The organism is Beggiatoa leptomitoformis, assembly GCF_001305575.3.
In the GTDB taxonomy this organism is placed as follows: Bacteria; Pseudomonadota; Gammaproteobacteria; order Beggiatoales; family Beggiatoaceae; genus Beggiatoa; species Beggiatoa leptomitoformis.
The window spans coordinates 538,247-559,401 of sequence record NZ_CP012373.2; the positions used below are offsets into that span (position 1 = coordinate 538,247).

Genomic DNA, 21,155 nt, shown 5'->3' on the forward strand with positions numbered 1-21,155 from the left:
TCAATAGCTTATAAAGGCTTATTCGTTTTTGCGTATATTAGTGTCCTCTAATATATAGATTTTTGTATTATCCAACTTTTCAAGTGCCTCTCTTGCCTTGCTTTTTTCCAGATGTGCGTAGTATTCTCGCGTTGTGCCTATATCTCGGTGTCTTAGCACGTCTTGGACAATTTCTAGTCTTTCTCCTCCATTGATTAACCAACTCCCTACCGTTCTTCTTAAGTCGTGTATCGTCAACCCTTCTATCTTGGCTTTTCGGCAAGCCGTGCCAAAGCTGGTTTTGATGTTTTGGAGTCTTTCGCCGTTGGGGTGACTGAATAGCCATGTACTGCTACGCACTCGGTATTGTTTTAGTTGGTTTAGGATGTGTAGGGCGTATCGGTTTAGGGGTATTGCCGCAGGGTCTCCATTTTTTGTCTGGTTTAGGTATATGGTTTTTGCTTCCCAGTCTATTTGCGCCCAGCGAAGATTGAGAATTTCTCCCTTTCTCATGCCTGTCGATAGGGCTAGTTGTATGAAGGGGAGTAGTAGGCGGTTTTTTGATTCGCTTGCGGCTTGGATTAGGTGTTTTGCCTCGGCTTCGGTTGCCCATCTTTTCCGCCCCCTCGGTTTTTTTTCTCTGCACCCTAGGGTGGGGTTGGGTAAGTTCCAGTCGTTGTCGTAGTTGAGTTGGTTTATAACACCACTAATTAGGCGCAGTTCTCCGTTTATGGTGTGGGGTTTCATGTTGGCTTGTTTGCGTTGTTTGACGTATTGGCGTACGTGGGTACGTTTTATGTCTTGTACGGTTAGCCCTTGAAAGTGGTTCATCAGGTGTTTGCTCCGCGATAGGTCTATCGGGTGCGATACTCTGCTTTTTGTTTCGTTTAGGTAGTCTTCTAGGGCTTTAGTGAAAAGTATTTCGGTCATATCGTTAGCATCCGTTGCACGATGGAGGCTATATGAACCGCAGTTAGGTTTTTGTGGGTGCTTAGAACTTGGGTAAATTGTTTGTAAAACGCTTCTGGTAGTCTTGCCTCATCTAGTAAGTTAATGGAGTTTTCGCTGTTGCAGGAATACCACAAATCTTGTAAAAGTTTTGCAATATAGGTAGAGTTTTTAGAAAACCCTTCAAACCCTTCACCATTAAGCACGGTGCGGATTTCCGACAACGCAACACCTTCATAACCCTTCACCATTTCCTTACTATCTTTATCAGGATTTAATAACACAGGGTGTTTGTGTTCTTGAAAACCCGCGCCGTGCTTAATGTTAAGGGTTGTGAAGGGTTGGTTAAGGGTTGAAACCCGCATGGTGCTTAATAGTGAAGGGTTTTTGGGGTTTTTCGAAGTTTTAAATTTTGCCGAAAGAGGGGATTCATGTGCGTCATTTGTGCCACACTTAACAGCAAGATTTGTGATAACTCTACCTTCACGGGTTACAATCCTTTCTATGTCGCTTAACCCCAGTTGTGAACGGCAAAGCTCAAGCAATAGAGAGACAAAACGAACAAGTGAAAGCGGTCTATTGCCACTAGATTCTGAGTAGTGAACGTAGTTGGGATAAAGCTTAGTTTCCATATTAATTATTTTGCCGTCTTCTCGCTCACAGTTGCCTATAAAGGTTTGTGTGTCTGGGATGTAAACGATGTTTTCGTCTAGCCATTGGGCGAGTGGGTTGACGGCTAGTAGGTTTTCGTATTCGGTAATAGCAAGACTAGGGACGGTTTGGCTGGTATCTCGAACTAGGGCGGTAACGTGTTCTGTGGGCATGTCTAACAGCCAGTTGATAAGCCCGCCGATGTGGGGGGAAAATTCAGTGGTTAAATCTCGGCGTTTTGTGCTCGCTACTTGGTTGTTAAAAGTAACTGTAATACGACGGCGACTAATGCCGCTGGTGTAGTCTTTGCTGGCTATGGGTTCATTAGCGGCCAATATAAATAAGGCTTCTAATTTAAAGCCTCTACCACCCTGCTTGTTCTTCTCTTCATAACGAACTGAATCGCCCCCCGTACAAGCCTTAAAAACGCTTACATCGCCTGCATAGCCTTGTGAGTCGGTAACGGTAATGAGTCGTTTGCCGTAGAGGTTAGCGGTTTCAAAGCGGTTATTTTCTAGGTGTTTGAGTTCTGTAGAATGACAATTGTCTGCACCCATCATCATTTCACAGAGTCTTATGAATGTGCCTTTTCCTGTTCCACCCGAGCCAATGAGTTCTAGGTAGCGTTGCAGGTCAACACGCCCCGTTAAAATGGCGTTCATATAAGCACGGAGTAACTGCACTTGGTCAGGTTTGTTGTTGACGCATTCGTTTAGCCATTGGGTAATGGGTTCGCAGGTTGCAAGTGGGTTGTAGTCGTAGGGAATTATCCATGTGTTGCGGTGTTGGGGGGAGTGTGCAATTAGTTTTCTGTCTGTGAGTCTGAGTATGCCGTTTTTGAAGGGAATGGCTTCTTTTATGGTGTTCCAATCGGAATGACTGGATAGTATTTGAATAAAGGAAGTAACGCTATTTAGGAAAGCACTTGAATAGCCTAGTTCTCCCACTTCACGCTTGATGTGGGTGTTAATGTAGCGTAGGGCTTCTCTGTTGGTGATGGTTTGCCAGTGGTTATCTTTGTAGATAACCCAGTCTTCACGGACATCATCAAAGGCTAAATTTTTTAGTTTGTCGGCTAGGTATTCGCCCAGTTGGGATTGGGCGGGTAGGCTTTCATGGGTTTTTGTGGGCTTGCTGGTTTGTTCAGTCTGAACAGGTTGCACAAAATCACCTGTGTTATTTGGCTTGTGTTGTATTGTGTTGCTTGATTTGGCTAGGACGTTTTGGATAGTTTTTTGTCCGTAGGTTAAAGCACCGTTCTTTTTGTCCCACTTTTCGCGGTACAGTCCTGATGAACGGAATAAGCGGTCGATTTCTTGGGCGTTGTTTTGGGTGTAAAACGCTAATTTTAAACACAAAGCATAGTCGGCTTCTGATTGACTGGGGTAGCCTGTGAAATCTCCTTTATAAAGTGCATTGAATTTAATATCGTTTTTTGTCAGGGTAAGTATGTCAGGCAAGCGCGCGCAGTCTGTTGGGGTGAAAGCGGGGGTTTTGTCATCAGCTTGTTTGAAATACTGTTTGTGTAGTTGGTCGAGTTGGGGTTGCAGGTGTGCAATATTGGTAATGTCTTGGTTGTACGCTTGACCTGTTACGGTTAAGTAGCGCGGGCTGGTGTAGTCGTATATTTCTATGCGTTTTTCGGTTGTACCTTTACCGCAACGTGTTGGCTTGCCAAAGACCCAGATGTGCAAGCCTTGTTTTGAGGGGGAGTATTCAATATAGGTGTTGTTGAATAGCGCTAGTACGGCCAAAGCCCATGCTTCAATTTTGCCGTCTTGAATGCAGTGGTCCAAATCTATGCCAGTGAGGTTGTCACCTTCTCGCAGTACAAAGCCTATGCCGTTAAACCCTGTTGTGTTTTGTACAGCTTCATAAGTGCTTAGGCTTAAGGGGTCGGTTGTTTTGGCGGGTGTGCCATTGGGCATATAGGGGATTTTGCTTTGTTTGCCATTTTCGCGGGTTTTGTATGCCCAGTTGACCCATTGGGCGCGTTGTTTTAAGTATTTTGGTATATAATCGTTCATGACACTATCCTTTAGTGTTGGTTTAAAAAAAAAACCGCGTAGTGTTGGTGCAGAACGCGGTTTTTTTGTTGTGGTTTGAATTTCTGCCCTAAGTGATGTTGTTCTCATTGCTTAGGGTTTTTTTTCAGTATTCGGCAGTTTCTAAGTCGTCGTCGTCGTCTTGTAGTGAGAGGCTGCACGTTCCACCACAAAATGGGCATATTTCAAACCCGTCACTGTCAACTTCAAGTTGTTCTGGTAATTCTTTATCACACCATAAGCAGTTATCTGGTTGAGTCATTACACACCTCCAAAACGTTGAAAGCCTTCTTCTGTTGGGTATAAACGCCCATTTTTTTCTTCTAAAAATCCTGCATCTATTAAAATTTGTATGTCTGTGTCACATGCTTGTAGTTCTTCTAAGCATTGGTGTTCTGGTTCAGTCAGTGTGTTGTCTAAGCACTTCTGTTCGGAGGTGCTTACATCACTTTTTGTGATACTCATGTTACGTTGTTTTAGCTGTTTTAACGTTTGGCTACCCAGTAACGTAACTCTGTAGTGCGGGGTTACGCCAAGTCGTTTTAATAGCCCTTGTTTGGTCAGTTCTTGCGGTGTTTGTTGTAAGCGGTTGCAGAGTGCGCTTGCTTTCTCTGTTAATACGGGTTGTTGTTGCATGGTTAATTCTCTACTTTGCAGTGGCTAAACGTTTAGAACGTTTAGAAGATTTAGAATGTTGAGAACGTAAAAACTCATCTAGTTTATTCAAGCCGTTAAAAGTAACCTTGTACTCAATAACAACCTCATCAACTAAACCACTCTGCACTAAGCCTTGCAATGAAAGCCCTGTTATCTGCATTAGTGTTTGTACTTGCTTAGTTATCATTGTCTTGTCTCCGTCATTTGATAGTCGTCTAGTAATCTCGCCTTCGTTTCGTCTTGCCAAATCTGAGAAGGGTAAACTTTAAAGTATTTAGCAAGTGCTACCCGAACCGCGCGCGCTCCCTTTCCGTTCAAACTTTGATAGAGAATTTCACGCGATGTTTGAAAATGTTGTGCCGCCTCTTCAATCGTGCCAAATTCCCCCCGCAGTTCTTCCAACATCATTATTTTGTCCATAGGGCATTTCCTACGTATAATTGAGTGTGAGTGTTATCGACTACACTTACATCTTGCTACTTTTAACAACTTACTGTTTTATCGGGTAAAAATTCTGTAAGTGTAAGTGCTTACACTTACATTAAGTTAAATAATGTAATCGCTTAATTTAGCTGTATAATTTAATGTAAGTGTTATTGCTTACACTTACAGGTATAGATTAATACTGAAATGAGTGTATGTCAATACAAGAATACTGAATTAGGTATAAAAATGAGTATCTCAGAAAGATTAAAAAAGTTTGTTGAATTTAAAGGAATTTCTCTTAAGGAGTTAAGTGAGAAATGTGATATTCCTTATAGAACATTGCAAAATTATATTTATGAGGAGAATCGAAAAATAAGCCCAGAGCTTTTTATCAAACTGAATACTCATTTCGGTATTAATCTAAATTGGCTACTGACTGGAATGGGTGAAATGTTCGAGAGTGAAACTAAACCAGCTCCTAGAACCAAAGCCATAGTTGAGATGATAGAAAATCTTGACGATAGCCAGAAACAAAAAATTTACGCGGTTATTGAGGATGCAAAACAGTTTCAGGAAATGAAGAAACAAATTAGTCAACTAAACCAACTAATGAGCGAACGGAAAACCGCTTAAAGAGGTGAAAAAATGCGATTAATAATTACCATGTATCCCGATGATGAAGATGGTGGATGGATTGTGGAATGTCCTGCTATTCCGGGATGTATTAGCGAAGGGGAAACTAAAGCAGAGGCTTTAGAGAACATTCAGGAAGCGATTACACTTTGTTTAGATGTTCGTAAGGCAAGAGGAATGCCTTTAACAGTGGAAACCTATGAAATAGAGGTTGCTGCGTAATGCCCAAACTGCCTTCAATAACGGGTTTAGAGATTGTTAGGATTTTTAAGAAATTCGGCTGGCAAGTAGATAGGCAAGCAGGTAGTCATATTATTATGACGAAAGAGGGGAGTTTAGTTACTTTGTCTATCCCTAATCATGACCCCGTAAAAAAAGGAACTTTAAGAGCTTTAATTCGTGTTGCTGGTTTAACGGTTGAAGAGTTTATCAAAGCTTGATTGTATTTGAAATCTGTCGGAAACCTAAAGGCAAACAACGGCAATTGAGCGTGAACGGAAAACGGCTTAACTACACAGGAGAAACAGCATGAAAGAAAAGACGTTGTTTATTATCATGATAGTCATTATCTGCGTAATGGGTGTTTATATCATGAAACAACAAGTTGAGTTAGACGAAGTAAAAAAGACAGTTGCCGAAAAACAGGCGTTCATAGATAAGACTGAAAAAGAAATTGATGAAGCTGTTGCATTGGTAAAGAAATACACTTGTATTAGAAACCCGTTCAAATAGTCTTCTTCAAACAAGGTTTTGTTGTGGCTGATAAATAAAGTCAACACAAGGCCTTATTTCATTTTCTCGTCTGCACTTCCTCCGCTGTTAAGCTGTTCGTCAAGGCTAGGACTACTTAACGCTTAAAAGATATGAAATTTTTGATAAAAGTAAAATTTTTTTTTGCCTGCCACTGACTTTTTTTTGTGTAGGTAAAAAAGCGCGCGCGCTCGAGAGAGTCTGACAAAAAAAAATTTGACTTGTATAAAAAACTTCATTGGTTAATAGGCGTTAAGTAGTCCTAGCCTTGACGAGCTTAACCACGCGGAGGAAGTGCAGACGAGAAAATAAAATAAGGGAGGAAGTTTGTTGTTAGTTAAGACTTAAGGAGTGCTACGCACAACTGAACAGATTGCCTTTTTTTACACACAAAGGAAATTGCAAAAAGCAGGCCATCGCTTTATAAAATAATGTTGCAATTCAGTAGTTTAATGTAATCTTTCGATTGAAAAAGGGCTTAAAAAACGCTATAATGTTATTGAAATCAACTAATAGCGTGGAGTTTCCAACATGAAAGCCTACAATCGTGAAGCCACTAAAACCCTTAGAATCCCTGTTTCTCGTGTTGCTGAAATAGAGGAATATCTACGCACAGTCCCCGCAGATAAAGCCGATGAGGTAATGGAAATGATTGCAAAACACTTAGGAATCCCACGCCAACGCAAACCCGTGCAATTAACCCTTGTGAAAAATGATGATGTTATTCCTGTAGAACCCACAGGACAATTAAGCCTTATTGAGAACGTTCAGCTTGTGAAGCTGGAAAGCGAGTTAAAAGAGAAGGACGCGGAACTTGAAACCGTAGAAGCGAAAGCAGGGGAACTGCAAAGCGAGCTGGAAACCTGCAAGCGGTCACTGGAGAGTGCGGAAGCAAAATTGAACGGTTTAACCGCCGTGTTAGCAACCTTTAAGACAAAATTACATCCAACCTCGCCCCGTTGGGAACATGCACGGAAGTTATTGGCAGAACTGGAAAGCGTTTTACTATACGACGGTGAAGATGTGGCGTTATAGTGGACAAAAAAAGTAATCATAAACTGACAAAAACAACAGGAAAAGGAGAAAAGCCAGCATAAAAGGTTTTACAAAAAAATCTAGTATTTCAAGGAATTTAAACAGTAACCTATCTAATACAAAAATCCCCTTCAGCGACATACTGGGCTTCATATGACAGTATTGAGGATATTGACGAATAGGCGGCTCTAATAATTGGGCTGACTGCGTTACAAAATAAAAATCGTGTCCATAATGACGGTGAAACCGAAAGTATTTTAGGAATTGAGGATAGTCCTTGTCTTGTGGTGAGAAAAACCGTTGTGCGTCATTAACAATGAAAACCGCATTAAGCGGCAAAAGATATGAAAGAGGATAAAGTTCAAAAGTTTCAGCATCGACAAGAACAACTTTAGGGTAAGTTTCAAAAAGTCGTGTTGGAAATTCAAAGTTTAAAAGATAGACAGGGCGCGGTGTTTTGGCTAAGTCTTTTAACAACACATCAAAGACATAATTAACCCGTTCAGAACCTTCAATAATAGCTGTCATTTTGTTGCACCAAAACTAGGAAAATTAACATTGCTCATTAAAGGCGGTTTAGCCTTATCTGGTTCTATCTCCTGATAGCAAGCAATGTGTTGAATAAAATTCTCTTTTTCTACGCCCCCGAAGTACAAGCGCATGGCACAGCGTCCATCAATTTGAAAGCGATAACCCACGTTATATAAGTCCTCATAATCAATCGTTAGATTAGAATGCAAATCATCAGAATATAAAAGAAACTTCGCTTTTATCTGTTTTTTAACGATGGTTTTTTTAAGTCCCTTGTCGTCTATGTATTCAAGCGTTCCACCGAGTACGGCATACCCCCCGAGTACGTAGAAGTTGTAACCCTCGTAGGGTCTGAGAGGAAGAACAACCCGAGCCTTGCTATAAGCCACAGAAGAACCACCAGACTTATTAAGCGAAGTAGCGTCATGGCCAGAAACTTCAGCGGGACGAGTAGAATTTTCAGCAGAATCAGAATTATTTTTTTCATGTCTGGATGACCAAGTTAAAATCCCATTCACAACGTAAATTAAACCGCCCGCAATCAGAATAAAAAGAATCCACAGTTTAATACTCTTGAAAATACTCGCATTAACAATTGTGTCTGATGTTTGACCCGTTGCGGTGGAGTCGTATAGTGGCCAGGCCACTTTACCGACGCTTTTAGCGGACACCATTTCTTTACGGGTAACTACGCGCGGATGGCTTGGGGTGTGGTATTCCCTCAGTACGTAACCACTCACACCAACAGTGCCTTGGTTGGTATGTCGCCAACAGCCCTCGATAATCATACGGATATCTAAGTGTATTTGGCGCATATCTTGGCTGGTGAAATAAAAATCCCAGTTAAGATGCCGATGCTTTTGGAAGGCTTCTAAAACCCCGCGCGGTCTCCAGTCTTCTGTTCCTGTATAGTCAAACTTTGCCCAATCACGTTTGCCGATGGTTGTCGGGTAAAGTGTTTGCACTTCATCAATAATAAATAGAACTTCTTTGGGTGCATGATGGAAAAAACGTTGCCATTGTTTTAACCCTTCTTCAGTTTCTGAGGTTTCGTTAATGACTTCTGCACCTGTTTCCCCCAGCATAGCTATACAACGTTCTTGGGTTAAACCCCGAACATTGGTAATAATGCGCTTGCCTGCTTTCCAAGCGGGAATTAAGCCCTCATAAACCGCCCACGTGGTTTTAAAGCTACCCGGTACGCCGTGAAAAAGTAAAATAGACATTAAGAAATAAACGAGAAGAGGTAGCGGGTTATACGGGCAGTGGCTAGCAAATGAACGCACTCTTTAACCTTGAAGAATGCGAAAGCATTGACAAGACCGGGGTTTAAATTAGAAAAAAGAGTGTCAATTTTTCCCATCACATCGTAAAAAGCAATAATGTCTTGTCCCATTTTCCAAAAAATATCAACTAAAAACAACATCAAACTAAAATAGACATATAAAAGCAAATCACCTATACCCGCAAAAATGGCGACGAGTCCAGCATAAAGAAAATCTATCAATTCTTGCATTTTCTAGCCTTTGGTTAAGGTGATAAAAATAGCCGAGAGAACCACCATAAAAATAAAAAAACTGGCTAATACGGTGAAAAAATCGCAATACGTTTGTTCTGAAAAATCTAGGGTGTAAGTGCTAGAACCTAAAGGAATGGAAAACTTGGGAAGTAGAGAACATTGACCGGGTACGATATTGGGAATATCTAAAGATGAGGCATTGCGAATTGTACCAAGTAAATCTGTAAGCTCTTGTCTTGGGTTGCCTTCTGGAATTTTTAAGTTAATAGCGGGCGCATTAGCACTAAGTTTGTTACCTATACCGTCTAGTTTATCGCCAACGTCTTTAATGCCGTCACTAACGCCTTTTATGGCATCACCAACCCCTTTAATGCCGTCACTAACTCCCTTTACAGCATCACCAACGCCCTTAACACCTCCGATAATGGCTTCACCTTGTGCGTAGGTCATAGGTGCAGTATTAGCATTAGCATCAGTTGCCACGCCATTCTTATCAAAACAAACCAGCTTCCCTGTTGGGTCAGATATCCAATTACCTGTTGGGCAAGGGTTCGCTTGCGCTGTTGAGCCATCCTTATCTACACAAGTAACTTTCCCCGTTGTATCAGTAAAACTATAGCAACAGTACTATAAAAAGATTAAATAGAATTCAGTAAAAAGAACTTATCAAATTTGCTCGTTACCAAGCTCTGCTTGGTAATGCCTGCCTTGCAAGCTCCGCTTGCCGAGTACAAGCGGACTTAAGCGGGGGGCGTTCAAGTACCCGCCAAGCAGAGCTTGGCGAATAGGCATTACCAAGCAGAGCTTGGTAACGAGCAATACTTTTTTACGGAAATCTGTTGAATAGGTCATTTCTTATTCTCTTTTTAAAATACGGTTACTATACCGTCGAACCCATAAAAGTTTTTTTCGGTACAACAGAATCAACTTTTTCAGTTGTTTCAACTGGTTTTTCGGTAACGGTCGGGATTTTTTCAGGCACAACCGCAGGCGTGGCGTGTTGATGTGCATGAATAGATGAACCGATTAAGGTATCTAAGGCTATCGGTTTAACGCTTGCTTGAACGGTATAAGATACTTGTGCGTCACGGTCGCCAAACTGGAAAGCGGACGCTTTTACGGATACTAAAACTCGTCTTTTCAGTAAGGGCGTAAAGTCTTCAGGATTCGGACACTTGGCAATAATTAGCAAATCTCTAGCATTGGGAACTTCGCATAATATTTCAATTTCATAGCCCCCCGGTCTAACTTCTTTTGTTTCTCTATCTGTAAAATCTTCTTTAGCGATGACTTTGCGCAACTCACCTAATAAATACTGACCATCGGCAACAATTTCACCTGTTTGTGGATTAAACATATTTCAATTTCCTAATGGTTAGAGCCTGTCATCAAATAAGAAGGGTTAAAGGTTCAAGCTAAAAGAATCAAGGTAGAAGCCAAATAAACCCCACTTAAGAAATTCCTAGCGCGTTTATCATATCGTGTAGCTATTGCACGATATTGCTTTAATTTACCAAAGAAATGCTCGATTAAATAACGTGCCTTATAAAGAGCTTTATCATAATCAGGTGGATTTAAACGATTTTTCCTGTACGGAATCACAGGTTCTATGCTTTTCTGTTTTAAAACATCTCTAACCCGTTCATCAGCATCATAAGCCTTATCAGCCAATAAAGCGTTTGCCTTTATCTGAGGAATAAGAGCATCAGCCCCTTCAAGGTCGCTTGCCTGTCCCGCAGTCAAAAAAAAAGGGTCGGATTGCCCAGTGCGTCAACAACGGAGTTAATCTTGGTACTTAAACCCCCTGCGCTACGTCCAATGGCTTCATCCGCGCCACCACCACTACTATGTTGATGCGCTCTAACTATAGTGCTGTCTATCATGGCATATTCGTTATCAGCATCGGCACTTAGTATCTTGAAAACACGTTCCCAGACACCTTTCTGAGACCAACGACTGAAGCGGGTATGGACAACACGGAAATCACCAAAGCGTTCGGGAAGGTCGCGCCAAGGAATGCCACTGCGATAACGGAATAGAACAGCATCAATAAACAAGCGGTTATCTTTAGCCGTCATCCCGACATGTCCTTTACGCCCAGGGAGTAGCGGTTCTAGTTTTGACCATTGTTCATCGGTTAAGGCATAGCGACGACTCATTGTTTTATCCTTGGCGATATCTGGGTATATACCTATAATATAACACTTTTTACTATTTGATGACACGCTCTAGTTATCATTGTCTTGTCTCCGTCATTTGATAGTCGTCTAGTACCCGTGTATCTGTTCCGTCTTGCCATATATCAGAAGGGTAAGCATTAAAGTATTTTGCTAGGGCTACCCGAACCGCGCGCGCTCCCTTTCCGTCTATGCTTTGATAGAGTAATACCCGCGATGTGTGAAAGTATTCGGCGGCTTCTTGTATCGTGCCAAACTCATCGCGCAGTTGTTCAAGCATCGATTCTTTGTTCATAGGGTATTTCCTACGTATAATTTAGGTGTAAGTGTAATCGTTACGCTTACATTCCCGCTTTTTTGTAAGCTATTGGTTTAACTTAAATCAGCACTGTAAGTGTAATCATTACACTTACATAGCTTCTTTTAGCTAATTAACTAATCTAGCTATATAATCTTGTGTAAGTGTAATTATTACGCTTACAGGTATAGATTGCTCATACATGGGGAATCTGTCAACACAAAAGTGAGTTTTTTTATCATGAGCGATACAACTGAAGTACTTGAGCGTTTATATCAACTACATAATGTAAAAAATGATGCTGAACTAGCTAGAAAACTTAATATAGGTACAAGCACCATATCTAATTGGCGTACTCGTGACACTGTACCTTATAAAATTTGTGTAGAAATATCTAAACGTGACAATGTATCTTTGGACTGGTTATTGACGGGAAAAGAACTCACAAATGTGAACAAGCCTAAAACCCAAGCCATAATTGAGATGATAGAAAATCTTGACGATAGCCAGAAACAAAAAGTTTATGCGGTTATTGAAGATGAAAAACGGTTTGCTGAAATGAAAAAAAGAATTGACCAACTCGAACGGAAAACGGCTTAAATTCACTTTATATACTTAAAAAGAGGATAGTTTTATGTATTACACCGTTGTTTTTGAACCAGATGAAGATGGTATATGGGTTGCTGAATGTCTTGAGTTATTAGGATGTTTTAGCCAAGGTAAAACGCAAGAGGAGGCTTTAAACAATATCAAGGATGCGATTAAGCTGTATCTTGAAGTCAAACAAGAATTGAACATGCACAGCCAGCGCAAAGTTTGCCAAGTAGAGGTTGCCTAATGCCCCCTGTTCCTGCATTAAGTGCTTCAGAGGTTATTAAAAAATTTCAACGGTTAGGATGGATTATTAGACGGCAAACGGGTAGCCATATCATGATGAATAAGGAAGGACACCCAGCATTATTAGTTGTTCCTAATCATCCTGAAGTTGCACGAGGAACATTGCGCGGATTAATTCGTGTTGCTGATATAACCGTTGATGAATTTATCAAAGCTTGATTGTATTTGAAATCTGTCGGAAACCTAAAGGCAAATAACGGCAATTGAGCGTGAACGGAAAACCGCTTAACTACACAGGAGAAACTGCATGAAAGAAAAAGTCTTATTTATTGCCATGATGACCATTATGTTCATGGGTATTTACATCATGAAATAACACGTTGAGTTAATTGAATCAAACGAAGTAAAAGACGGTTGCAGAAAAACAGGCGATTATAGATAAAGCTGAAAAGACATAGATGAAATAGTAGCTTATGTTAATAAACTAACTTGTATTAGAAACCCGTTTAAATAGTTTTCTTCAAACAAGGTTCTGTTGTGGCTGATAGATAAAGTCAACACAAAGGAAATTGCAAAAAGCAGGTCATTGTTTTATAAAACAATGTTGCAATTCAGTAGTTTGATGAATATCTACGCACAGTCCCAGCAGATAAAGCCGATGAGGTGTTAGAAATGATTGTAGAATACTTAGGAATCCCACAAAATATCAATTAAAAACAACATCAAACTAAAATAGATAGATAAAAGCAAATCACCTAGACCCGCAAAAATGGCGACGAGTCCAGCATAAAGAAAATCTATCAATTCTTGCATTTTCTAGCCTTTGGTTAAGGTGATAAAAATAGCCGAGAGAACCACCATAAAAATAAAAAAACTGGCTAATGCGGTGAAAAAGTCGCAATACGATTGTTCTGAAAAATCTGGGGTGTAAGTGCTAGAACCTAAAGGAATGGAAAACTTGGGAAGTAGAGAACATTCACCGGGTACGATATTGGGAATATCTAAAGATGAGGCATCACGGATTGTACCAAGCAAATTGTAATCTTTTCTTCAAACCTGCTGAGCAAGTCCGCGCGATTTGCGCCCAGCGCGAACGCGCGGATTTGTTCGGCAGGTTTTCATTCCTCAAAAAACCGTGTAGCGTGTATCCAATTGGAAACACTTATTTTTCTGGGTTGTTCATCTTTTTTGCGCAGCTTTAATTCTTTTAATATGTCTTCTGATAATCACGGAAACAGCGGACAAATTCCCTGTAGTTGCCAATAGGGAATAAAGCAATAGGCATAAAAAAAACCTCAGCACTTTTTAAGTGTACTGAGGTTTTTCATTTCAATCGCCTGCATTGGCGAGTAAGGCTGCAACTACCCATCATTGATTGAAGACTTGGGGGGCGTTTCAATCGCCTGCATTGGCGAGTAAGGCTGCAACATGGAACAATTCCTTGAAGAACAAAACACCATGTTTCAATCGCCTGCATTGGCGAGTAAGGCTGCAACAAGATGCTGATGTAGTGGGTTTTGTATATCGGTTTCAATCGCCTGCATTGGCGAGTAAGGCTGCAACCCCGATGGTTAAAATAATCACATATTTTTCGCTGAGTTGCAAGCCATATTTTTCACTAAAAATTCGTTCAAAAAGTAGAACTCTTTTGCACACTTTTTGCATAGATTTTTTATGTATTAAATCAATCATTTACAAGCAACCATTTTTCATAAATCTCCGCTTTTTCGATACCTCGAAAAGTAGAACTCTCTTCTTGATTTTAAAGGATTTCCTCTCATTTTATGGAAAATTGCTCAGTCGTGTTCAATTCAAAACGTACTTTAAAAATCGGTTTTTTCCTCTAAATCACGATTCCTTGCAATGTTCCTCATTAAAAGTTAGGTGTCAGCATTCCCTGTTAGATTATTCAGTTTTTTAATAAACCCACAGAACAAGAAAAAATCCACACAACACTTCCACCGATTATAGCGAATAAACATCGTTTTTTCGGTCTTCAAATAGAAAAATCCAAAACCTTATTTTTATTCCCTCTGTTAAGCCGTTCGTCAAAGCTATAGCGACTCAACACCTCAGACTATAAAAAATTTTCAATTATTTCAATAGCAAAATTAACCCGTGCTTGTCACCGAATAGACACAAAGAATTTATAAAATCAATAACGATTTTATTTAAATTTTTTTAATCTCGAGGAACTATTCATGAGAGTAACTTTACTATTCGCGTTAAGTTTATTCAGTCATTTGCTATTGGCTGACAATGAAGTGTTATATAACACAGAAACAGGGGCTGTACATATCCCTAAATTACAAGTGGTTGGTGATGTATCAGGTACGTTATTCTCCATTGATATGCAAAATCTCACCGATTTGAATTTTACGGTGACAAACGCAACGCTTTTAAGCGAAACCGCACCGCGTAATATTCAAGTGGGTGTGCGTCCCTTCTATTTAATTGAGGACATGGAGGCCAGCGCGTTAAAAATTAAATTGCAACAATGCAATGAAACCCCGTTAAAGAAAACTGAGTTTTCTATCGGTCATCGTGGGGCTGCGATGCAGTTCCCTGAACATACAAAAGAATCCTACGTTGCGGCTGCACGAATGGGTGCAGGTATTATCGAGTGTGATGCGACATTTACCAAAGATAAACAATTAGTGTGTCGTCATTCTCAATGTGATTTACACACCACAACCAATATATTAGCGACACCGTTGGCGGCTAAATGTTCCGTTCCTTTCACCCCTGCGGATGTAGCGAATGGCACGCCTGCCAGCGCAACATGTTGTACCAGCGATATAACGTTAGAAGAGTTTAAATCCTTGTGTGGCAAAATGGATGCGAGCAATCCTAAAGCAACAACGGTTGCAGAATATTTAGGCGGTACTCCCGACTGGCGCACAGATTCATACGCGACGTGTGGCACTGTCATGACTCACGCGGAGAGCATTGCATTATTTAAACAATTAGGGGTAAAAATGACTCCTGAATTAAAAAGTGCGAGCGTAACCATGCCGTTTGAAGGCACTTATACGCAATCTCAATACGCACAGCAATTGATTGATGAATATAAGGCAGCGGGTGTACCTGCTAGCCAAGTTTTTCCGCAATCTTTTAATTTAGCAGATATTTTATATTGGATAAAAAACGAACCTGATTTTGGACAACAGGCGGTCTTTTTGGACGAGTTGGAAACAATGGACGGCGTAGATGCCTCAACGGCTCGTTTGCCTGAATTAGTTGCACAAGGTGTAAAAATTGTTGCTCCACCCACTTGGATGTTGGTAACAACAGACAGTAATCAACAGATTATTCCCTCTGACTATGCAAAAAAAGCTAAAGCGTTGGGTTTAGACATTATCACATGGACATTAGAACGCTCTGGTCCGTTAAAAACGGGCGGTGGTTGGTATTATCAATCTATCAATAATGTGATTAATAATGATGGTGATATGATGGTATTTCTGGATGTTTTAGCCAAACAAGTCGGTATTCGTGGTATTTTCTCCGATTGGCCCGCAACCGTCACTTATTACGCAAATTGTATGGGTTTATAGAAATCGCCCTGCTCTGAAAAAGCAGGGTTTTAGAACGATTATATTTTAAAATATCCGCAAAAATCCCCTTGCCTCCCTTTTTCTAAAGGGGGGTATTTGTTTTTCCTCCGCGCTGTATTCTTCATAATCTCCCATTGTCCGCTTGTCTGCAAAAGTGATAAATTCACAGCCTCACGAATAGCCATGATGGAAGAAACATGCGTATTGCAATGGTCGCGGGGGAAATGTCGGGGGACATTCTTGGCGCGGGATTAATCAGGGCGTTACAAGTGCATTATCCCGATGCGCAGTTTGAGGGCATAGGCGGAGAACAGATGATAAGCGCGGGCTTACACAGTTATTTCCCGCTAGAAACCTTATCCGTAATGGGTTTGGTGGAAGTCCTCAAACATTATCGTAGTATTAAACGCTGTTACAACCAGTTACGTGAAACTTGGTTAAACAATCCGCCTGATGTTTTTATCGGTATCGATGCCCCTGATTTTAATCTCCGCTTAGAATATGATTTAAAACAAGCGCGTATTCCCACTGTGCATTATGTCAGCCCAACGGTATGGGCATGGCGACGTTATCGGGTGAAAAAAGTGATTAAATCCTGTGATTTAGTCTTATCCATTTTCCCTTTTGAAGTCGATTTTTATCGTCCTTATCCTGTTAATGTGCAATTTGTTGGACATCCTCTTGCCGATGAAATGCCTTTAAAAGTCAATCAACAAGCAGCGCGTGAATGGTTAAAACTGCCTAAAGCAAGTGCCTATATTGCTTTATTACCCGGTAGCCGTCAGGGGGAAGTGCAAAAGTTGGGGACTATCTTCTTGCAAACGGCGCAGTGGTTACAACAATATTATCCTGATTTACATTTTATTTTGCCGATAGCTAATGCACATTTACAACAGCTAGTCATGACACAAATCACTCAAACTGCCCCGCATTTATCCATTACGTTAATCGACGGCAACGCCCGTGAGGCTATGGCAGCGGCGGATGTGGTGCTAACCGCATCGGGTACGGCAACCTTGGAAACACTATTAAGTAAACGCCCGATGGTTGTTGCGTATAAAGTTGCATTTTTAACTTATTTTTTATTTAAGCCATTGGTAAAAGTGCCGTATTTTGCAATGGCGAATTTATTGGCTGATGAAGCCTTAGCCCCTGAATTTTTACAATATGCGGTAACACCTGCCAATTTAGGACAGGCGGTTAGTGGTTGGTTAGAACATCCCGCCGAGGTGTATGCCCTACAACAACGTTATACCCAAATCCACCAACAATTGCGTTGTAACGCCAGCGAGCAAGCCGCGCAAGCCATTGTTAATTTACTGTGTAATCTTTATGTCAACGAAACCTGAAAAACCACGTTTTGCTTGGGCTTTTACTGGCTCAGGTCATTATTTAACCGAGTGTTTAACCCTTGCAAATCAATTACAAAATGTTGATTTTTTCTTCAGTAAAGCGGCGTATGAAGTCTTTCGCATTTATGAGCTAGAACACCATATCCATGCGTGGCAGGAACAGCAGGGCGTGCGTATTTTCCGCGATACTGCCGCTAGCGCACCGCCCGTAGGCTTATTTTATCGGGGAGATTACCACACGTTAATCATTGCGCCCGCTACATCGAACACGGTGGCTAAATGTGTCGTTGGTATTTCTGATACATTAGTCACGAACATTTTTGCACAGGCGGGCAAGTGCTTGATTCCCTCAATTGTTTTTGCTTGTGATACTGAGCCTGTGATGGAAACCCCAGCACCTGACCGTATTGTAAAAGTGTATCCACGTAAAATTGATTTAGAAAATACTGAGCGGTTGTGTGAATTTGAAAGAACAACGGTAGTGAAGAGTTTGGCAGATTTGGAACGAGTGATTAAGGTGCGCGAGGGAGAATTGTGAAGCGGTTTTTTGTAAAAACTTAAGCAGAATAAATAAGGGATAACACAGTTTCAAGCGGTGTTATCCTCAATAGGTGAGATGTCAATGATTTGTCGAGTGTATAAGTTGCTGAAAAGTTGTTAAGGAATCAATAATAACAGCTTGTCGCATTAAATCTTCTAACTGTGTTATTTCATGAATATCATTAATGGCTTGTTGCAAAACGGGAGAGACTTTACCAAATCGCATGGTTAAAACAGCCAGCATCGCATTTTTAATGCCTGTCGCTTGACCTTCCATCAACCCTTGTTCTCTACCTTGTTCTCTGCCTTCTTCTCTACCTTGTTGAATTCCCTTTAGAAGACCTTCTTGCATCCCAGCCTGCATTCCAGCTTGCATTCCTTTCTGAACGCCTTCTTCATACCATATTGCTACACGTTCCGCTAACATGACATTTATCTCCTGTAAATCTATTAGCTTCGGTAATTCTGTATTGGGTAAGTAGTTTAGTGATTTGTCGAGTGTATAAGTTGCTGAAAAGTTGTTAAGGAATCAATAATAACAGCTTGTCGCATTAAATCTTCTAGCTGTGTTATTTCATGAACATCATTAATGGCTTGTTGCAAAACGGGAGAGACTTTACCAAACCGCATGGTTAAAACAGCCAGCATCGCATTTTTAATGCCTGTCGCTTGACCTTCCATCAATCCTTGTTCTCTACCTTGTTCTCTGCCTTCTTCTCTGCCTTGTTCTCTGCCTTCTTCTCTACCTTGTTGAATTCCCTTTAGAAGACCTTCTTGCATCCCAGCCTGCATTCCTTTCTGAACGCCTTCTTCATACCATATTGCTACACGTTCCGCTAACATGACATTTATCTCCTGTAAATCTATTAGCTTCGGTAATTCTGTATTGGGTAAATGATGCGGTAAATAGACCCGATTCAACCACACGGCAAAAGCTTGTCTTATCCCCATTTGTTCAGGTTCTTTAAGCCATTGTAACAAGGCTTCTAATACCGCTATAACTTCTTCTTTATTCCGTGCTTTTTCTATCCGAAATAAGGCGGCAACAAGGTTGTGTAAACGGGATAATTCAGTGGTGCTATAAGCTCCCTCATCAATTAGTAAATAGTGTAGCTGGGGTTGATAGTTTTGTAAGGGGGAGGGTTCTATCAGGTCTTGCACATTGACTGGCGCAGTCCAGCGACGATTACCGTTGTACAGAACGATGGGTAATACAGGGGGGAGTTTGTCTGTGGTCAGACCTGCTTTAATAAGGTCTTGATAAAGTAAGCCAATATAAACCATCAGACGAATTGCCATGTAGTTATCTACACTGGATTGGAATTCGAGGAGAATGTAAACGTAGAGCCATTTGTTTTGCCAACGAATACGCCAAATCACGTCATTATCCCGACTGCGTAAATCGTCGCTGATAAATTGTCCGCTGACTTTTTCTAGTGTGGTGAAGTCTAATTCAGCAACCCATGTTTCATGGACAAAGCCTTGTAAAAGGTCTTTAACCATTTCGGGGTGGGAGAAAAAACGTTTGTAACTGGGGTCATGGTCGGGCATGGTGTCAAGAGGTTCTCCCCCGTTTTTGGGGGAGTTTGCAGAATTTAGATGGATTTTAACGGTAGCACTACAGTTGTTTTAATAAACTTACCATTTCTAATGCGGACAAGGCGGCTTCTGCACCTTTGTTTCCTGCCTTAGTACCAGCTCGTTCAATAGCTTGTTCAATACTATCAACTGTTAAAACACCAAAAGCAATGGGAATGTCGTGTTGTAATGCAACGGTTGCAATACCTTTGGTACATTCACCCGCAACGTAGTCAAAATGAGGTGTACCCCCGCGAATGACTGCACCAAGGGCAATAATGGCATCGTATTTTTTACTTGCCGCTAGACGTTGCACAATCAGTGGAATTTCATACGCACCGGGGACTTTGGCTACGGTGATATTTGTTGCGTCAACCCCATGCCGTTTTAAAACATCTAATGCGCCTTCTAGTAAACTGTCCACAATAAATGCGTTAAAACGCCCCACAGCAATTGCATAGCGGGCATTACATGCTGTGAAATCGCCTTCTAATAAGGTGTAGGCTGTCATGAGTGGCTTGTTCCTTCTTGATTAATATAGTCAACAATTTGTAATCCAAACCCTGAAATACCGTGCATTTTTTTGGGTGCGCTAAGAACGCGCATTTTTCGTACACCTAAATCTGCCAGAATTTGCGCGCCTAAACCATAGGTTCGTAAATCATCGGTTGATGGTTGGGCGGGTAGGTTTTCGCCTAATTCGCGTTTGTGATTGTCTTGAATGGCTTTGATAATACTTTTTGCATTAGTGGTTTGTTGCAGGATAACAACTATACCTGTTTCTTCCGCTGCAATCCGTTGAAGCGCGTCGCGTAAAGGCCAGCCACATTCTTTTTGGGTGCTAAAGGTTAAATCGCAGAGGATATTGGTGATATGTACCCGCACGAGTGTTGGCTCTTCTGCTTTGGGTGTTCCTTTAACCAGTGCAAAATGGAGTGTGCCATCAATGGAGTCTTGGTAGGCTTCTAATTGAAATTCGCCAAACTCTGTGGGTAAACGACAATGGGCAACTTTTTCGACGGTTTTTTCGTTAGCAAGGCGAAATTGAATTAAGGCAGCAACTGTACCAATTTTCAGATTATGTTGTTTTGCAAATAATTCGAGGTCTGGACGACGTGCCATTGACCCATCTTCATTTAAGATTTCTACCAGTACGGAAGCGGGTTCTAATCCTGCTAAACGGGCTAAATCGCAACCTGCTTCGGTATGTCCTGCGCGTCGTAATACGCCTCCCGGTTGCGCCATGAGGGGAAATATATGACCGGGTTGTACAAGGTCGGTAGGGGTTGCATGGGGTGCAACAGCCGCTTGAATCGTTACTGCACGGTCTGCCGCAGAAATGCCTGTTGTCACACCGTGTGCAGCTTCAATAGAAACGGTAAAGTTAGTACCGTGTGGCGTGCGGTTGTCACTGACCATTAAGGGGAGTTGTAGTTGCTTACAGCGTTCTTCAGTGAGTGGTAAGCAAATGAGACCACGTCCATAGCGTGCCATAAAATTAATGTCTTCAGCACGAACTTTTTCAGCCGCCATAATTAGATCGCCTTCATTCTCACGATCTTCATCATCCATGAGGATGACCATTTTTCCTTGACGAATATCGTCTATGAGTTCTTCTATGGTATTTAAGGACATATTAACT

General features: G+C 41.2%; 31 protein-coding genes. 11 read left to right on the plus strand and 20 right to left on the minus strand.

The genetic code is table 11. The features are described from left to right. Positions 1 to 18 precede the first annotated feature (18 nt). The 6 genes from AL038_RS02325 to AL038_RS02350 form a co-directional block, all read right to left on the minus strand. Complete coding sequence (locus tag AL038_RS02325; protein WP_062148428.1) at positions 19 to 909, minus strand: tyrosine-type recombinase/integrase; 891 nt, start codon at positions 907 to 909, stop codon at positions 19 to 21. Continuing rightward, positions 906 to 3,605, minus strand: a complete 2,700-nt coding sequence (locus AL038_RS02330; RefSeq protein ID WP_062148431.1) for a phage/plasmid primase, P4 family — start codon at positions 3,603 to 3,605, stop codon at positions 906 to 908. The genes AL038_RS02325 and AL038_RS02330 overlap by 4 nt, the downstream gene beginning before the upstream one ends. Positions 3,606 to 3,729: 124 nt before the next feature. Beyond that, entirely contained in the window at positions 3,730 to 3,885 is a 156-nt protein-coding gene (locus AL038_RS02335) for a hypothetical protein (protein ID WP_161575415.1), read from the minus strand. Continuing rightward, positions 3,885 to 4,259: a hypothetical protein gene (locus tag AL038_RS02340; RefSeq protein WP_062148434.1), complete on the minus strand. Its 375-nt coding sequence runs from the start codon at positions 4,257 to 4,259 to the stop codon at positions 3,885 to 3,887. Before AL038_RS02340 ends, AL038_RS02335 begins: the two co-directional genes overlap by 1 nt. A 10-nt stretch (positions 4,260 to 4,269) precedes the next feature. Continuing rightward, positions 4,270 to 4,467, minus strand: coding sequence for a hypothetical protein (locus AL038_RS02345; RefSeq protein ID WP_062148437.1), 198 nt, complete (start codon positions 4,465 to 4,467; stop codon positions 4,270 to 4,272). After that, on the minus strand, positions 4,464 to 4,700 hold the full coding sequence (locus AL038_RS02350; RefSeq protein ID WP_062148440.1) for a hypothetical protein: 237 nt from the start codon (positions 4,698 to 4,700) through the stop codon (positions 4,464 to 4,466). Before AL038_RS02350 ends, AL038_RS02345 begins: the two co-directional genes overlap by 4 nt. Positions 4,701 to 4,952: 252 nt before the next feature. On the opposite strand from AL038_RS02350, the gene AL038_RS02355 reads away from it, so the two are divergent. The 5 genes from AL038_RS02355 (at position 4,953) to AL038_RS02375 (ending at position 7,124) form a co-directional block, all read left to right on the plus strand. Next, positions 4,953 to 5,339 carry a helix-turn-helix domain-containing protein gene (locus tag AL038_RS02355; RefSeq protein ID WP_161575416.1) on the plus strand — a complete coding sequence of 129 codons (387 nt, stop codon included), beginning with the start codon at positions 4,953 to 4,955 and terminating at the stop codon, positions 5,337 to 5,339. A 12-nt stretch (positions 5,340 to 5,351) separates the two neighbouring features. Further along, complete coding sequence (locus tag AL038_RS02360) at positions 5,352 to 5,561, plus strand: type II toxin-antitoxin system HicB family antitoxin (protein ID WP_062148446.1); 210 nt, start codon at positions 5,352 to 5,354, stop codon at positions 5,559 to 5,561. Continuing rightward, entirely contained in the window at positions 5,561 to 5,779 is a 219-nt protein-coding gene (locus AL038_RS02365; RefSeq protein WP_062148450.1) for a type II toxin-antitoxin system HicA family toxin, read from the plus strand. The genes AL038_RS02360 and AL038_RS02365 overlap by 1 nt, the downstream gene beginning before the upstream one ends. Before the next feature lie 88 nt (positions 5,780 to 5,867). Next, on the plus strand, positions 5,868 to 6,071 hold the full coding sequence (locus AL038_RS02370; protein ID WP_062148452.1) for a hypothetical protein: 204 nt from the start codon (positions 5,868 to 5,870) through the stop codon (positions 6,069 to 6,071). A 549-nt stretch (positions 6,072 to 6,620) separates the two neighbouring features. Further along, the gene (locus AL038_RS02375; RefSeq protein WP_062148456.1) at positions 6,621 to 7,124 is read left to right on the plus strand and encodes a hypothetical protein; all 504 of its coding nucleotides are present in this window, start codon (positions 6,621 to 6,623) and stop codon (positions 7,122 to 7,124) included. Here the strand turns inward: AL038_RS02375 and AL038_RS02380 are convergent. The 8 genes from AL038_RS02380 to AL038_RS02415 form a co-directional block, all read right to left on the minus strand. Then, entirely contained in the window at positions 7,119 to 7,652 is a 534-nt protein-coding gene (locus tag AL038_RS02380) for a zonular occludens toxin domain-containing protein (protein WP_062148458.1), read from the minus strand. The two genes, AL038_RS02375 and AL038_RS02380, sit on opposite strands and share 6 nt — an antisense overlap. Further along, on the minus strand, positions 7,649 to 8,881 hold the full coding sequence (locus tag AL038_RS02385; RefSeq protein WP_062148461.1) for a zonular occludens toxin family protein: 1,233 nt from the start codon (positions 8,879 to 8,881) through the stop codon (positions 7,649 to 7,651). The genes AL038_RS02380 and AL038_RS02385 overlap by 4 nt, the downstream gene beginning before the upstream one ends. Continuing rightward, positions 8,881 to 9,171: a hypothetical protein gene (locus tag AL038_RS02390; RefSeq protein WP_062148464.1), complete on the minus strand. Its 291-nt coding sequence runs from the start codon at positions 9,169 to 9,171 to the stop codon at positions 8,881 to 8,883. Before AL038_RS02390 ends, AL038_RS02385 begins: the two co-directional genes overlap by 1 nt. 3 nt (positions 9,172 to 9,174) lie before the next feature. Beyond that, positions 9,175 to 9,657, minus strand: a complete 483-nt coding sequence (locus tag AL038_RS02395) for a hypothetical protein (protein WP_062148467.1) — start codon at positions 9,655 to 9,657, stop codon at positions 9,175 to 9,177. Positions 9,658 to 9,840: 183 nt separating this feature from the next. Then, positions 9,841 to 10,026 (minus strand): hypothetical protein, encoded by a 186-nt coding sequence (locus AL038_RS02400; RefSeq protein ID WP_062148470.1) that lies wholly within the window; start codon positions 10,024 to 10,026, stop codon positions 9,841 to 9,843. Positions 10,027 to 10,054: 28 nt separating this feature from the next. After that, a complete protein-coding gene (locus tag AL038_RS02405) occupies positions 10,055 to 10,531 on the minus strand; it encodes a hypothetical protein (protein WP_062148474.1) in 477 nt (158 codons plus the stop codon). 53 nt (positions 10,532 to 10,584) lie between these two features. Next, positions 10,585 to 11,333 (minus strand): IS5 family transposase gene (locus tag AL038_RS02410; protein ID WP_201800079.1). Its coding sequence is split into 2 segments (ribosomal slippage): positions 10,585 to 10,919 and positions 10,919 to 11,333, totalling 750 coding nucleotides; the frame shifts between segments, so codons are not numbered across the junction. 76 nt (positions 11,334 to 11,409) lie between these two features. Continuing rightward, on the minus strand, positions 11,410 to 11,646 hold the full coding sequence (locus AL038_RS02415) for a hypothetical protein (protein ID WP_062148476.1): 237 nt from the start codon (positions 11,644 to 11,646) through the stop codon (positions 11,410 to 11,412). Between the two features lie 243 nt (positions 11,647 to 11,889). On the opposite strand from AL038_RS02415, the gene AL038_RS02420 reads away from it, so the two are divergent. The 3 genes from AL038_RS02420 to AL038_RS02430 are packed head-to-tail and all read left to right on the plus strand — an operon-like array spanning position 11,890 to position 12,705. After that, the gene (locus tag AL038_RS02420) at positions 11,890 to 12,249 is read left to right on the plus strand and encodes a helix-turn-helix transcriptional regulator (protein WP_062148479.1); all 360 of its coding nucleotides are present in this window, start codon (positions 11,890 to 11,892) and stop codon (positions 12,247 to 12,249) included. Positions 12,250 to 12,283: 34 nt separating this feature from the next. Next, complete coding sequence (locus tag AL038_RS02425) at positions 12,284 to 12,487, plus strand: type II toxin-antitoxin system HicB family antitoxin (protein ID WP_062148482.1); 204 nt, start codon at positions 12,284 to 12,286, stop codon at positions 12,485 to 12,487. Next, positions 12,487 to 12,705: a type II toxin-antitoxin system HicA family toxin gene (locus tag AL038_RS02430; protein ID WP_062148485.1), complete on the plus strand. Its 219-nt coding sequence runs from the start codon at positions 12,487 to 12,489 to the stop codon at positions 12,703 to 12,705. The genes AL038_RS02425 and AL038_RS02430 overlap by 1 nt, the downstream gene beginning before the upstream one ends. 597 nt (positions 12,706 to 13,302) lie before the next feature. Here AL038_RS02430 and AL038_RS02435 read toward each other — a convergent pair. Then, on the minus strand, positions 13,303 to 13,521 hold the full coding sequence (locus AL038_RS02435) for a hypothetical protein (RefSeq protein WP_062148489.1): 219 nt from the start codon (positions 13,519 to 13,521) through the stop codon (positions 13,303 to 13,305). Positions 13,522 to 14,016: 495 nt separating this feature from the next. After that, positions 14,017 to 14,178 (minus strand): hypothetical protein, encoded by a 162-nt coding sequence (locus tag AL038_RS18915; RefSeq protein WP_414635099.1) that lies wholly within the window; start codon positions 14,176 to 14,178, stop codon positions 14,017 to 14,019. A 509-nt stretch (positions 14,179 to 14,687) separates the two neighbouring features. Between AL038_RS18915 and AL038_RS02440 the strand changes: the two genes are divergently transcribed. The 3 genes from AL038_RS02440 (at position 14,688) to AL038_RS02450 (ending at position 17,933) form a co-directional block, all read left to right on the plus strand. Then, complete coding sequence (locus tag AL038_RS02440) at positions 14,688 to 16,043, plus strand: glycerophosphodiester phosphodiesterase family protein (RefSeq protein WP_062148491.1); 1,356 nt, start codon at positions 14,688 to 14,690, stop codon at positions 16,041 to 16,043. Positions 16,044 to 16,240: 197 nt separating this feature from the next. After that, positions 16,241 to 17,392 (plus strand): lipid-A-disaccharide synthase, encoded by a 1,152-nt coding sequence (gene lpxB, locus AL038_RS02445; protein ID WP_062148493.1) that lies wholly within the window; start codon positions 16,241 to 16,243, stop codon positions 17,390 to 17,392. Then, complete coding sequence (locus tag AL038_RS02450) at positions 17,376 to 17,933, plus strand: flavoprotein (protein ID WP_062148496.1); 558 nt, start codon at positions 17,376 to 17,378, stop codon at positions 17,931 to 17,933. The genes lpxB and AL038_RS02450 overlap by 17 nt, the downstream gene beginning before the upstream one ends. A gap of 81 nt (positions 17,934 to 18,014) precedes the next feature. Here AL038_RS02450 and AL038_RS02455 read toward each other — a convergent pair whose 3' ends face one another. The 4 genes from AL038_RS02455 to ribBA all read right to left on the minus strand — a co-directional run bounded on the left by AL038_RS02455 (position 18,015) and on the right by ribBA (position 21,148). After that, a complete protein-coding gene (locus AL038_RS02455) occupies positions 18,015 to 18,362 on the minus strand; it encodes a FliH/SctL family protein (RefSeq protein WP_062148505.1) in 348 nt (115 codons plus the stop codon). 56 nt (positions 18,363 to 18,418) lie between these two features. After that, complete coding sequence (locus tag AL038_RS02460) at positions 18,419 to 19,486, minus strand: Rpn family recombination-promoting nuclease/putative transposase (protein ID WP_062148508.1); 1,068 nt, start codon at positions 19,484 to 19,486, stop codon at positions 18,419 to 18,421. A 67-nt stretch (positions 19,487 to 19,553) separates the two neighbouring features. Beyond that, a complete protein-coding gene (ribH, locus tag AL038_RS02465) occupies positions 19,554 to 20,024 on the minus strand; it encodes a 6,7-dimethyl-8-ribityllumazine synthase (protein ID WP_062148511.1) in 471 nt (156 codons plus the stop codon). Then, positions 20,021 to 21,148 (minus strand): bifunctional 3,4-dihydroxy-2-butanone-4-phosphate synthase/GTP cyclohydrolase II, encoded by a 1,128-nt coding sequence (gene ribBA / locus AL038_RS02470; RefSeq protein WP_062148514.1) that lies wholly within the window; start codon positions 21,146 to 21,148, stop codon positions 20,021 to 20,023. The genes ribH and ribBA overlap by 4 nt, the downstream gene beginning before the upstream one ends. Between the last annotated feature and the right edge of the window lie 7 nt (positions 21,149 to 21,155).